Below are 11,270 nucleotides of genomic sequence, written 5' to 3'. Positions count from 1 at the left end.
GCGGCAGGGTTTACCCGACGAGACCGGGTGCGGCAACCAAAGGAAGGGCCTGTTTCGGGCCCCGAAGGTCCCTTTTTGGGCCATTTGGGCCCAAGCCTTTGCCATCAGGCGTTCCAGCCCTATCTTGAGCCCATGACGGTCCATTTCCCCTTCCAGAACTCCTATTCGGCCCTGCCGGACAGCTTCTTCGCCCGCGTCGCGCCGACCCCCGTATCGGCGCCCCGGCTGATCAAGCTGAACCGGCCGCTGGCGGTCCAGCTCGGACTCGACCCCGACATGCTGGAGACCCCTGAAGGCGCGGCCATCCTGGCCGGAAAGACAGTTCCCGATGGAGCCGACCCCATCGCCATGGCCTATGCCGGCCACCAGTTCGGGCATTTCGTGCCCCAGCTCGGCGACGGCCGCGCCATCTTGCTCGGCGAGGTCATCGATAGAGACGGCGTCCGCCGCGATATCCAGCTCAAGGGCTCGGGTCCCACCCCGTTCTCCCGCCGCGGCGACGGGCGCGCCGCGCTCGGGCCGGTCTTGCGCGAATACATCGTTAGTGAAGCGATGTACGCGCTCGGTATCCCGACCACCCGCTCGCTCGCCGCCGTCATCACCGGCGAACCGGTGATCCGCGAGGCCGTGCTGCCGGGCGCGGTGCTGACGCGCGTCGCCTCGAGCCATATCCGCGTAGGCACTTTTCAGTTCTTCGCGGTCCGCCGCGACACCGATGCGATCCGTCGGCTCGCCGATCACGTGATCACCAGGCACTTTCCGGACCTGCTCCATGCCGAGCGGCCCTATCATGCCCTGCTCGCCGGCGTCGTCGCGCGCCAGGCCGAGCTGATCGCTCGCTGGCTCTTGGTCGGTTTCATCCACGGCGTGATGAACACCGACAACAGCTCCATCTCAGGCGAAACCATCGATTACGGCCCCTGCGCCTTCATGGATGCCTACAATCCCGCCCAGGTGTTCTCGTCGATCGACGAAATGGGCCGCTACGCCTACGCCAACCAGCCGCGCATCGGCCTGTGGAATCTGACGCGCCTCGCCGAATGCCTGCTGCCGCTCTTCTCCGACGACCAGGAGAAGGCGGTCGCCGAAGCGCAGGACATTCTCGGCGCTTTCTCCGAGACGTTCAGCGCCGCGTATCAGGCCGGCCTGCGCAAGAAGGTCGGCCTGTTCACGGAGCGCGACGGCGACGAGGCCCTGATCCAGGACCTGCTCGATGCCATGGCCAAGAACCAGGCCGACTTCACGCTGACCTTCCGCAAGCTCGGCGATGCCGCTGGCGATGACGGCGCCGAGGTTCGTGCACAGTTCATGGAGCCCGCAGTGTTCGACGAGTGGGCCGGACGCTGGCGCTTACGTATCGCGCTGGAGCCGCAGACCGCAACTGAGCGGCAAGCCGCGATGCACGCTGTCAATCCGCTGTTCATCCCGCGTAACCACCGCGTCGAGGCCGTGATCCAGGCCGCGGTGAACAACGACGACTACGCGCCGTTCGAGGAATTGGTGAAAGTGCTGGCGAAGCCATTCGAGGATCAGCCGGACTACGCCGCCTACGCCGATCCGCCGCTGCCGGAGCAGCGGGTGTTGCAGACATTCTGCGGGACGTGAGGGAAGCGCAGTGCCGTAGGTGGATTAGCCGAAGGCGTAATCCAACGCTTCTTCCAACAATGGAAAGCAAGAGGTGGATTGCGCTTCGCAATCCACCCTACGCACCGCCGCTCTGCGGATTTTCCGATAATGCCATGATGCCGCTGTTTTGCCCGACGTGTCAACGGATGTCGAACAGCGTTCAAGCCGGTTGTCCGGCAACCATCGGCTACTGTGCATGGGGTTGTTTTCGAGATTTGGCATACTCGGGCGGCTACCGCATCGCGAGATGAGCGGATTGACCGCCGCAGCCGTTCTGCCCGACAATTTGCCGCGTCGGCAACCACTGTCATCAAACTGAAACACTCCCACTCTAACCGGCTGGCGGGCCGTCTTGCCGGAGGCGACCGTCCTCCCAGAGACCTGACACGCGCGCATGCCATTCAAATTTATCCACCTCACCGACACGCATCTTGCGGGCCCGGGCCAGCAGCTTTATGGCCTCGACCCGCGCGCCCGCCTCGACGCGGCCATCGCCGACATCAACAAGCATCAGTCCGACGCGGTGTTCGCGGTCGTGACCGGCGACCTCACCCATTGGGGCGAGCCTGACTCCTACGCCAATTTTGCCGAGGCGATGGCTGCGCTGAAGATCCCGTACATCGCCATGGTCGGCAATCACGACAAGCGCGTGGCCTGCCTCGACGGCCTGAAGGCCGCACCGCGCGATCCCAACGGTTTCGTGCAGGGCACCCGCGCTACCGAGCACGGCCTGTTCGTCTTCCTGGACACACTGGACGAGACCAGCCACGCCGGCGAAATGTGCGCCAAGCGGTTCGACTGGCTGGCGAAGACGCTGGCCTCTGCGCCTGACGACCAGCCCTTCGTCGTGTTCATGCACCATCCGCCCTTCCCGGTCGGCGTCCGCGCGATGGATGAGATCGCGCTGAAGCAGAGCGCGGAGTTCGCCGAAGTGGTCGCGCCCTATCGCGCGCGCATCCGCCATCTCTTCTTCGGCCATGTGCACCGGCCGATCTTCGGCAGCTACGGCAAGATCCCGTTCTCGACGCTGCGCGGCACCAACCATCAGGTCTGGTTCGAGCTCGATGCCAATGCCGCCGACCATTTGGCGAGCCACGAGCCGCCGGCCTATGGCGTGGTGCTGATCGACGACGAAAACCTCGTCGTGCACAGCCACGACTTCCTCGACACCAGTCTGCGCTTTCCCTTCGACCCACCTGCGGGAATGGACGGACGCGACTATGCGCTCAATTTCCCGGCGCGGTGACATGAGCCTGGCTGAACCCGCGGCTCTCCCGGTCGCGGCATCGGCGCCGCCGCGCCTGCACATCGTGACGCGGTTCACCACCCGCTTCAAAGCCTCGCTGCCGGCCTATCTGCTGCTGCTGCCTTCCCTGATTTTCCTTGCCCTGTTCACCTATGGCGCGATGGGGCGGGTGCTGATCGATGCGCTCTATCAGCGCGCCACGCCGAAGGCGCCGCTTCGCTTTGTGGGCCTCGACAACATCGCCGCAGTGCTGGCCGACCCCGCCTTCACCGGAGCCGTCGTCAACAACCTCATCTATGCCGTCGGCACCGCGATTCCGAGCATCGGCCTTGCGCTGCTGTTCGCGCTGGCGCTGGCGCGCACCAATGCCGTGACCAGCGCGCTGCGCGCTGCGCTGTTCCTGCCGGTGCTGATCCCAATGGTCGCGGCATCGGCGCTGTTCCTGTTCATCTTCCTGCCCAATGTCGGCCTGCTCGACTACTACATCGGCCGCCTGCTGCCGGTGCTGCCGAACTGGCTCGGCGACCCCGACGTCGCGCTCTACGCGATTATGGTCATCACCATCTGGAAGAACGCCGGCTATTACATGCTGTTCTTCCTGGCCGGCCTCCAGGCCGTGCCTGAGGACGTGATGGAAGCCGCGCATCTCGACGGCGCCGGTCCCTTCATGCGGCTGCGCTACATCATCCTGCCCGAGCTCAAGCCCACCTTCCTGTTCGTCATCGTGATCGCGACGCTGAACGCGGTGACGCAGGTCGACCACGTTTTCGTCATGACCAAGGGCGGCCCGTCGAATGCCACCAATCTTGTGCTGTTCTACATCTACCAGCAGGCGGTCGAGCATTACGACATCGGCACGGCCTCGGCGGCAACACTGCTGACGCTCGCCGCCCTGATGGCCCTCACCGCGCTGTCCTTCCGGACCATGGCGAACCGGGAGGGCGGCGCATGAAGCTGATCGACAAGCTCTACGAGGACGCCCCGCTCGCCACGCGAAACGAGATCACGCCGAAGCTCGGCTTCGCGCTGACCGTGCTGCTCGCGTTTGCCTGGTTGATCCCGTTCCTGTGGATGGGCGTGGCGACGCTGCGTCCGGCCGCCGACGGCATCAATCTGATGGCCGAGTTGGTGCCGAGCCTGAAACCCACGCTCGACAATGTCAGGGATGCCTGGGAAATCGGCGATTTCCCGCGCTACTTCCTCAACACCACGATCATCTGCTCCGGCATCCTCTTGGTGCAATTCGTCACGATCACGCTCGCGGGGTTCGCCTTTGCGCGGCTCGACTTCGCCGGCAAGACGCTGATCTTCTATCTGTTCCTGATGCAGCTGATGCTGGTGCCGGTGCTGCTGATCGTGCCGAACCTGCGGCTCGTCGCGCAGCTCGGTCTCTATGACACGCTCGCCGGCGTCATGATGCCGTTCTTCGCCTCCGCCTTCGGGACCTTCCTGATGCGCCAGGCGTTCGAAGCGATTCCGGCCGAGCTCGAGGACGCCGCCCTGATCGACGGCGCCAGTCTGATCCAGCGCATCCGTCACATTTATGTGCCGCTGTCGCTGCCGAGCTTCTCGGCGTTCGCCATCATCTCGGTCACCAGCCACTGGAACGACTTTCTATGGCCGCTGATGGTGATCAACTCGCCGGACAAGCGGCCGCTCACGGTTGGCCTGTCCGTCTTCACCGCGACGGCGGAGGGCACGCAGGCCTGGGGCACCATCGCCGCCGGCACCTTGATGGTGATCGCGCCGCTGCTGATCACCTTCCTGATCTTCCAGAAGCGCTTCATCAGTTCTTTCGTCACCTCAGGCATCAAATAGGAGATTTGTCGATGCTGTTCTCCCGCAGGCTCATGCTCGGCCTTGCCATGGCGGGCGCCCTCGCCTTTCCGGCCCTCGCCGGCGAAGGCCCGACCGAGATCGAGCTGTTCTTCCCCGTGCCCGTCGACGGCAAGCTCGCCCGCGACATGAGCACGTTGATCAAACAGTTCAACGACGGTCACCCCGACATCAAGGCGACCGCCGTCTACACCGGCTCCTACGACGATACGCTGATCAAGACGCGCGCCTCGATCAAGGCCGGCAAGCCGCCGGCCGCGGTGATCATGTCGGCGAACTTCCTGCTCGACATGCAGATCGAGAACGAGCTCACCAATCTCGACAGCCTGATCGCCGCCGACGGCAGCAGCAAGGGCCAGTTCCTCGGCCAGTTCTTCCCTGCGCTGAGCGGCAACGCGGTGATCAACCGCTCGGTCTATGGCGTCCCGTTCCAGAATTCGACGCCGCTGCTCTACATCAATGCCGACAAGGCCAAGGAAGCCGGCCTCGATCCGAGCAAGCCGCCGCAGACCTGGGCCGAGCTCACCGACTGGGCCAAGAAGCTCACCAAACGCGACGGCGACAAGGTGACCCAATGGGGCATCGCGATCCCCTGCGCCTATGACTATTGCGGCTGGATGATGGAAACGCTCACTATGAGCAATGGCGGACGGTACTACAACGAGGAGTTCGGCGGCGAGGTCTATTACGACACACCCTCGATGCTGGGCGCGCTGACCTGGTGGAGCGATCTCGTCAGCAAATACAAGGTCCACCCGCCCGGCGCCACGCCGGGACCTGCCGTCAGCACCTCCTTCATCGCGGGCAATGCCGCGATGATGATGCTGTCGACGGGCTCACTGACCTATGTGCGCGAGAACGCCAAGTTCAACTATAAGGTCGCCTTCATCCCGCGCAACGTCCGAAACGCAGTGCCGATCGGCGGCGCCTCATTGATCATTCCGGCAGGCGTCGAAGCCGACAAGCAGAAGGCCGCCTGGACCCTGATCAAGTGGATGACCTCGCCCGAAAAGAGCGCCTCGTGGAGCCGCGCCACCGGCTATTTCGCGCCCAACATGGCCGCCTACAAGACGCCTGACATGGTCGACTTCCTCAACAAGAACCCCGACGCCAAGACCGCTGTCGAGCAGCTCGACGTCGCAAAGCCGTGGTTTGCGACCTACAAGACCGTCCCGGTGCGCAAAAACCTGGAGGACGAGGTGATGCTGGTCCTCAACGGCAAGAAGCAGCCGAAGGAGGCCCTCGTCGCCGCCCAGAAGGCAGCGGATGAGACGCTCAAGCCTTACAACGCCGAGACGTCGCTGAAGCTGCCGTAAGGCCGAATGCAACGGCAATCGAACATCGGCGCTTCGTTCTGCGGGGCGCCGAATTCGGTTTGGACGGTTCCACCATTAACCCCCCGTCCACCATCCCGCCCGGCCCGCCGCCGGTAACCACGAGAATTAACAGACCCTCAACGGACAGCCGACAAGTCTAACGACCTTTCTGGAGATTTCGTCGTGGATTTGCTGGTTTTCGAGTTCCTGGGTCTGGCATTGGTGGCCATGTGCGTGCTCGTGGTGGCACTCCCCTGCGCCCGCAAGTCCTCTCAGCGCATCCGCTACGAATAGGATTTCCGTCGGAAACAGCGATTCCGGTCCAAATGCAAGGCTCGAATTCGCTTAGAGCCCCTTGACATCACAGCGCTTTCGGCAGAACGGCTGATACCAAGTGTCATGGGCCGTTCATGGATTTGATTACCACCACCGCTGACCTCGCGGCTGCCTGCAGCCGGCTGGCCAAGCACCCCGTCATAACAGTCGATACCGAGTTCCTGCGCGAGACCACCTACTACCCGCTGCTGTGCGTGGTGCAGATGGCCAGCCCCGAGGAAGCGATCGTCATCGACACGCTGGCCGAGGGCATCGACCTCAAGCCGTTCTTCGAGCTGATGGCCAATGAGGGCGTACTGAAGGTGTTTCACGCCGCGCGCCAGGACATCGAGATCATCTGGCACCAGGCCAACATCATCCCGCATCCGGTGTTCGACACCCAGGTCGCGGCCATGGTGCTCGGCTATGGCGACAGCATCGCCTATGACGCGCTGGTCGAAAAAGTCACCGGCCATCGCCCCGACAAGACCCACCGCTTCACCGACTGGTCGCGCCGGCCGCTGACCAAGGAGCAGATGCACTACGCCGTCTCGGACGTCACGCACCTGCGCGACGTGTTCGCAGCGCTCGACGCCGACCTCAGGAAGCGCCGCCGCAGCGAATGGGTCTCCATCGAGATGGAGGTTCTGACCTCGCCCAAGACCTACGACTTCCACCCCGAGCGGGCCTGGGAACGGCTGAAGACCCGGGTGCGCAAGCCGAAGGACCTCGCGGTGCTGATGGAAGTCGCCGCCTGGCGCGAGCAGGAAGCGCAAAGCCGGGACGTGCCGCGTGGCCGAGTGCTGCGCGATGAGGCCGTCACCGATATCGCGACCCACGCGCCGAACACGATCGAGAAGCTCGCCCATCTGCGCTCGGTGCCGAAGGGCTTTGAGAAATCCAAATGGGGCGCGGACATCGTTGCGGCGGTCCAGCGCGGGCTGGCGCGAGATTTGTCGACGCTGCCCAAGCTGGAGAAGCCACGCAGCAACAACAACGGCGCGGCGATCGTCGAGCTGTTGAAGGTGCTGCTGCGCATGACCGCCGAGCGCCATGCCGTCGCCAGCAAGGTGATCGCCACCGTCGACGACCTCGAGGAGATCGCGGCCGACGACGAAGCCGACGTCCCCGCGTTGCGCGGCTGGCGCCGCGAGCTGTTCGGCGATGCCGCGCTGAAGCTCAAGCGCGGCGAGCTGGCGCTCGCGATCGAGAAGGGCCGCGTGATCGGGGTTCAGCGCGCGTAAGCGTCCGCAACCGGAGTCTTTCCGAGTGGCAGGCTGGATTGCTTCGTCGCGAGGGCTCCTCGCGACGACGAGGAGAGAACGAGCCCCTACGCCTGCGGCAGCTTCGCCACTTCCGGCTTCATGTCATCGAGCACGCCAGTGATCGCCGCCACGAGTTCATCGATCTGCGCCTTGGTGCTAATCAGCGGCGGGCAGATGGCGATGGCGTCGAGCATGTTGCGAGCGATCACACCGCGTTCCTGCAGCACGCGGCTCGCCATGCCGCCGACGGCGCCGGGCGTGGCGGCAGCGGTCTTGCGGCCCTTGTCGAGCACGAGCTCGAGCGCTGCGATCATGCCGACGCCCCGGACCTCGCCGACCAGCGGATGGCTCGTGAGCTCGCGCAAGCGGCCCTGCATATAGGCGCCGAGCTCGGCCGCATGCACGACCAGACCGCGCTCCTCGATGATCTTGAGATTTTCCAGCGCGATCGCCGAGCCGACCGGATGGCCGCCCGCTGTGAAGCCGTGGCCTAACACGCCGATCTTGTTGCTCTCGTCGGCGATCGGCTCGAACATGCGATCGTTCATGATGATCGCCGACAGCGGGAAGTAGCTCGACGTGATCTGCTTGGAGACCACGATCACATCGGGCTTGATGCCGTAGGTTTCGCAGCCGAACATCTTGCCGGTACGGCCGAAACCGCAGATCACCTCGTCGGCGATCAGCAGGATGTCGTACTTGCTCAGCACTTTCTGGATCTTGTCCCAATAGGTCGCCGGCGGCACGATGACGCCGCCCGCGCCCATCACCGGCTCGCCGAAGAAGGCCGCGATGGTTTCAGGTCCTTCCGTCTGGATCAGGGTGTCGAGCTCTTCGGCGCGGCGCGTCGCAAAAGCTTCCTCGCTCTCGCCGGGCGCACCGTCCTTGTAGAAATGCGGCGAGCCCGTGTGCAGGATGTTCGGCAGCGGCAGGTCGAACGAGCGGTGATTGTTGGGCAGGCCCGTGAGGCTGGCAGATGCAATGGTGACGCCGTGATAGGCGCGCATACGGCTGATGATCTTCTTGCGCTGAGGCTGACCCAGCGAATTCGACCGATAGGCGATCAGCTTCAGAACGGTGTCGTTCGCCTCCGAGCCTGAATTGGTGAAGAACACCTTGCTCATCTGCACCGGCGCGAGCGACACCAGCTTCTCGGCGAGGTCGATCGAGGGGCCGTGCGATTTGGCCGAGAACGTGTGATAGAACGGCAGCGCCTGCATCTGCTTGTGCGCGGCCTCGACCAACCGCTTCTCGTTGAAGCCGAGCCCGACACTCCACAGGCCTGCCATCGCCTCGAAATAGCGCTTGCCCGACGCGTCGAACACGTATGGCCCCTCGCCGCGCTCGATCACCAGCGGACCGGCCTGCTGATGGGCGCGCGCATTGGTATAGGCGTGGAGCTGATAGGCCACATCCCGGGCTTCTTGCGAATTCGGCAGCATGGACATTTGCGGGATCCCTTACGTCATCACCTGGCCGGCGCGGCCGGCATCGTTCGCCTGATTTGTCGGGTTACTTGGCTATTGCGATGTGCCGAAACTTGCAACGCCAATTCGTCGGCAGCAAGCGCGCGGCAGCGATGCACAACGCCGCATATGACACAGCGCTCAGGCCGGCCCGTCGCTATTCCCGTCCGCTTCGGCTGCGGCTTCCCTCACCTCGACCAGCGCCATGGACAGCAGATAGACGGTCGTGGGCAGACCAACCCGGCGCGCCCTCTCGACGGCACGCGAGAGGTCGCTCGCCAGCTCCTTGAGCTCGTCCTTCTGAGACAATGTCCCACCCCATCCATCCGCCGATCGCGTCTGCCTAAACCGCGACGGCACCGCTGGTCCTGATCAGTTCGGCGCTGGACTGGAGTGTAGCAAAGTTGGCGATGACATTCACCACCGACTGTTTGTAGGCGGCCGCCTCGCCCGTGCCCGGCTCCCGGCAGGCCACGGCATCGGTGATCACCTGATAGCGGTGGCTGCGATGAAACCCCTCGACGACGGTGGCCAGGATAGTCTCGTCGAGGGAAAAGCCGGTCAGCACGCAGCGCACATTGCGGACATTGGACATATGATCGGCGAAGCGCGAGGAGCTGTAAGCCGATGGCAACGCGTGCTCGAACGTCATCTCGCCGGGCCGAGGCTTGGCTTCCGCAATCCAATCGGTCAGCCTGGATGACGGATTGAACCACGCCGCCTCCGCGATGCGTTTCAAATGCATCACTGGCCAGAGATTGCTCCGCCACAACGCCAGCAACGCCAGGCAGCGCATGATTGCGGCGTCGCCGTCGAGAATGACGTGGCGGCGCCCCGGGATCAGATATTCCACCTGGAGGTCCGCGAAGACCAGGACCAGCGGATTGTCGTGAGAGACCGGCATTGTCTTGCGCAGACCTGCATCAGTTTCGGCGATCGGCGAGAGCGAGGTCCCGCAGGGGCGACGTCACTGCCCGCCCCGCCGAGGCGTCGAGCACGCCCGGACGGTCCCAGTCGCCCTCGGGGCGGATGATCACATAGGGATCGCTGTCCAGCGTGATGGCGTCCGGCCCCGGCTCGAGCTCCAGCAGCATCTCCGTGTAGGAGAAATCCGAGAAAGTGATCTTACGGTTGTGGCCGAGCGGCTTGGCGCCGAAATGGGCCCAGAAATCCACCAGCCGGTCCTGCGCCTGGCCGTAGATCTTGCGGAACCCCTTGCGCTTCACATAGTCGACGCTGGCCTGCACCAGTTTGAACGAGATGCGCGAGCGGCGATATTGGTGCCGCACCGCGAGCCGCTCCACCTTGGCGAAATCGCCGAAGAACCTTACCCGCAGACAACCGGCCGGCTCGTTGCCGATGTAGCCGATGAAATGCGCGGCGACCATGTCGTTGCCATCGAACTCCTCCTCGAACGGACAATCCTGCTCGGCGAGATAGACCGCGGAGCGAATGGCCGTGACCAGCATGAGGTCGGTGGGATCGCGCGCAAGGCGGATGGTGATGGCGCGGGAGTCGGGCTTGACGAGGGGAATCCTAGTGCCGTGCATCTGCGAAACTCCTTGCTTGAAAAACTGCCCCCGGTGTGCGGATCGGCCGCCGATGCCAAGGGCGCTCGTACCGCCAGAGGTCGGGCTGGAAGCTCGAAATGGGTTCGAATCCGGTCGCCCTCATGAGCTCGCGTCCGGCCACGGTTGACGGCTGCGCATAGCAATCCGCCTCGCGGAATCTTACCTCACGCAGATGCGCCGCAGCCCTGCCAAGGCCGGCGATGCCGCGCCCCGTCGCTGCGATCGCCCAGATGTAAATCGCTGCGACGTCGTCATTCGCGGAGGCGAGATAGCGTCTCTCGGGTGCTGTCAGGCAGATATCGTCGAGCAACAATGCATCGTGCCCGCGGTCATTGAGAAACAGGAATGCCATGCCGCCGAGCAGATTGCCCTTCCGAGTGAATGTCAGGATGCTCTGGGGATCGAAAGCAAAATATTTCGCAAGATCGACCGCGCCGATCTGCACGCCCGGCACCAGCCGGTGCGCCATCTCCGCGAGCGCGGCGATTTCCCCCGACTGCGCGCAACGGACATCGACGTCTGGACTCAGAGGCAAGGAGTCGAAATCATGCCTCGCGGTCAACGAGCCCCTTTCCATAGCCAAGCCATCCCTCTATCGTTCAGGCGGTTCTACGCGCTGCTATGGGGAC

The 11,270-nt window shown here is 64.0% G+C and carries 11 protein-coding genes; 6 read left to right on the top strand and 5 right to left on the bottom strand.

Going from position 1 to position 11,270, the window contains the following annotated elements; genetic code table 11:
• The first annotated feature begins 132 nt into the window (after positions 1 to 132).
• The 6 genes from ACVIIW_RS25610 (at position 133) to rnd (ending at position 7,583) form a co-directional block, all read left to right on the top strand.
• On the top strand, positions 133 to 1,605 hold the full coding sequence (locus tag ACVIIW_RS25610) for a protein adenylyltransferase SelO (protein WP_456703277.1): 1,473 nt from the start codon (positions 133 to 135) through the stop codon (positions 1,603 to 1,605).
• A 415-nt stretch (positions 1,606 to 2,020) separates the two neighbouring features.
• Entirely contained in the window at positions 2,021 to 2,872 is an 852-nt protein-coding gene (locus ACVIIW_RS25605; protein ID WP_456703276.1) for a phosphodiesterase, read from the top strand.
• A 1-nt stretch (position 2,873) separates the two neighbouring features.
• Entirely contained in the window at positions 2,874 to 3,824 is a 951-nt protein-coding gene (locus ACVIIW_RS25600) for a carbohydrate ABC transporter permease (RefSeq protein WP_456703275.1), read from the top strand.
• Complete coding sequence (locus ACVIIW_RS25595; RefSeq protein WP_456703274.1) at positions 3,821 to 4,690, top strand: carbohydrate ABC transporter permease; 870 nt, start codon at positions 3,821 to 3,823, stop codon at positions 4,688 to 4,690. The genes ACVIIW_RS25600 and ACVIIW_RS25595 overlap by 4 nt, the downstream gene beginning before the upstream one ends.
• Positions 4,691 to 4,701: 11 nt before the next feature.
• Positions 4,702 to 6,024 (top strand): ABC transporter substrate-binding protein, encoded by a 1,323-nt coding sequence (locus ACVIIW_RS25590; RefSeq protein ID WP_456703273.1) that lies wholly within the window; start codon positions 4,702 to 4,704, stop codon positions 6,022 to 6,024.
• Positions 6,025 to 6,434: 410 nt separating this feature from the next.
• The gene (gene rnd / locus ACVIIW_RS25585; RefSeq protein ID WP_456703272.1) at positions 6,435 to 7,583 is read left to right on the top strand and encodes a ribonuclease D; all 1,149 of its coding nucleotides are present in this window, start codon (positions 6,435 to 6,437) and stop codon (positions 7,581 to 7,583) included.
• A gap of 86 nt (positions 7,584 to 7,669) precedes the next feature.
• On the opposite strand, the gene ACVIIW_RS25580 is transcribed toward rnd, so the two are convergent.
• The 5 genes from ACVIIW_RS25580 to ACVIIW_RS25560 form a co-directional block, all read right to left on the bottom strand.
• Positions 7,670 to 9,052: an aspartate aminotransferase family protein gene (locus ACVIIW_RS25580; RefSeq protein ID WP_456703271.1), complete on the bottom strand. Its 1,383-nt coding sequence runs from the start codon at positions 9,050 to 9,052 to the stop codon at positions 7,670 to 7,672.
• A gap of 159 nt (positions 9,053 to 9,211) precedes the next feature.
• Positions 9,212 to 9,379 (bottom strand): hypothetical protein, encoded by a 168-nt coding sequence (locus tag ACVIIW_RS25575; RefSeq protein WP_456703270.1) that lies wholly within the window; start codon positions 9,377 to 9,379, stop codon positions 9,212 to 9,214.
• Between the two features lie 34 nt (positions 9,380 to 9,413).
• A complete protein-coding gene (locus ACVIIW_RS25570; RefSeq protein WP_456703269.1) occupies positions 9,414 to 9,974 on the bottom strand; it encodes a cysteine hydrolase family protein in 561 nt (186 codons plus the stop codon).
• Between the two features lie 19 nt (positions 9,975 to 9,993).
• Positions 9,994 to 10,620 carry a GNAT family N-acetyltransferase gene (locus ACVIIW_RS25565; RefSeq protein ID WP_456703268.1) on the bottom strand — a complete coding sequence of 209 codons (627 nt, stop codon included), beginning with the start codon at positions 10,618 to 10,620 and terminating at the stop codon, positions 9,994 to 9,996.
• Entirely contained in the window at positions 10,607 to 11,218 is a 612-nt protein-coding gene (locus ACVIIW_RS25560) for a hypothetical protein (RefSeq protein ID WP_456705265.1), read from the bottom strand. The genes ACVIIW_RS25565 and ACVIIW_RS25560 overlap by 14 nt, the downstream gene beginning before the upstream one ends.
• Positions 11,219 to 11,270 lie beyond the last annotated feature (52 nt).

The sequence above is a fragment of the Bradyrhizobium sp. USDA 4449 genome (genome assembly GCF_054056275.1).
The sequence above is the reverse complement of the archived record's forward strand: the minus strand, read 5'-3'. Positions and strand labels throughout refer to the sequence as shown.

Bases quoted from the DNA above. Each gene is read 5' to 3' on its own strand.
- ACVIIW_RS25605 (WP_456703276.1), top strand. From the start codon at position 2,021: ATGCCATTCAAATTTATCCACCTCACCGACACGCATCTTGCGGGCCCG.
- rnd (WP_456703272.1), top strand. From the start codon at position 6,435: ATGGATTTGATTACCACCACCGCTGACCTCGCGGCTGCCTGCAGCCGG.
- ACVIIW_RS25600 (WP_456703275.1), top strand. From the start codon at position 2,874: ATGAGCCTGGCTGAACCCGCGGCTCTCCCGGTCGCGGCATCGGCGCCG.
- ACVIIW_RS25610 (WP_456703277.1), top strand. From the start codon at position 133: ATGACGGTCCATTTCCCCTTCCAGAACTCCTATTCGGCCCTGCCGGAC.
- ACVIIW_RS25595 (WP_456703274.1), top strand. From the start codon at position 3,821: ATGAAGCTGATCGACAAGCTCTACGAGGACGCCCCGCTCGCCACGCGA.
- ACVIIW_RS25560 (WP_456705265.1), bottom strand. From the start codon at position 11,218: ATGGAAAGGGGCTCGTTGACCGCGAGGCATGATTTCGACTCCTTGCCT.
- ACVIIW_RS25590 (WP_456703273.1), top strand. From the start codon at position 4,702: ATGCTGTTCTCCCGCAGGCTCATGCTCGGCCTTGCCATGGCGGGCGCC.
- ACVIIW_RS25570 (WP_456703269.1), bottom strand. From the start codon at position 9,974: ATGCCGGTCTCTCACGACAATCCGCTGGTCCTGGTCTTCGCGGACCTC.
- ACVIIW_RS25580 (WP_456703271.1), bottom strand. From the start codon at position 9,052: ATGTCCATGCTGCCGAATTCGCAAGAAGCCCGGGATGTGGCCTATCAG.
- ACVIIW_RS25565 (WP_456703268.1), bottom strand. From the start codon at position 10,620: ATGCACGGCACTAGGATTCCCCTCGTCAAGCCCGACTCCCGCGCCATC.